Origin of the sequence: Psychrobacter sp. PP-21 (assembly GCF_033790785.1) — a bacterium.
Classification (GTDB): domain Bacteria; phylum Pseudomonadota; class Gammaproteobacteria; order Pseudomonadales; family Moraxellaceae; genus Psychrobacter.
This window is the reverse complement of the sequence record NZ_JAMYEB010000077.1, coordinates 1-472: the sequence shown is the minus strand read 5'-3', so window position 1 is coordinate 472 and position 472 is coordinate 1. Positions and strand designations below refer to the sequence as shown.

Annotated in this window: 1 protein-coding gene; it reads right to left on the bottom strand. The window is 40.9% G+C overall.

Annotated elements, in window-relative coordinates:
- Window positions 1-141: 141 nt before the first annotated feature.
- The gene (locus NJD71_RS13640; RefSeq protein WP_319052440.1) at window positions 142-378 is read right to left on the bottom strand and encodes an elongation factor P hydroxylase; all 237 of its coding nucleotides are present in this window, start codon (window positions 376-378) and stop codon (window positions 142-144) included.
- Window positions 379-472 lie beyond the last annotated feature (94 nt).

The window sequence follows — 472 nt, the reverse complement described above, 5'->3', positions numbered from 1 at the left end:
AAAACTGGTTATACCATTATAATCATAAGCGCCCAAACATGGGCAATGGCGGTTTTACACCGATACAGAAACTCAATCAGGCAGCTTAATTCTATTTATTAGGTGTCTTAAGTTTGGGAGGGTTACCATTGGCGTTTGATATTATTTATCTTGGCAAGCACGGAGTAGGGTGCTGAGTAATGTTTTAGCATCACGTGGTAAAATTTTTGGATTTTCAAGATAGGTTTCTACTTGTTGATAGACGTCATCAGCAAATGTACTCTCGCTAGTGTCAAAGTCAGCAAACAAGTTATCTTGTGAGACTTGAAAATGTCGCCCACATGCTAGAGTAAATAGACACTCTAGTGAACCGCCCCGGGATTGTCGGAGACTCAACATTCTGAGAGAATACGACAATGAAAACACGAAACTACACTCCTGAGATTAAAGAACGCGCCGTTCGCATGCTCATTGAATCAGCAAATGACTATCC

Coding starts and splice junctions, on each gene's coding strand:
- NJD71_RS13640 (WP_319052440.1), bottom strand. CDS start 378: ATGTTGAGTCTCCGACAATCCCGGGGCGGTTCACTAGAGTGTCTATTT.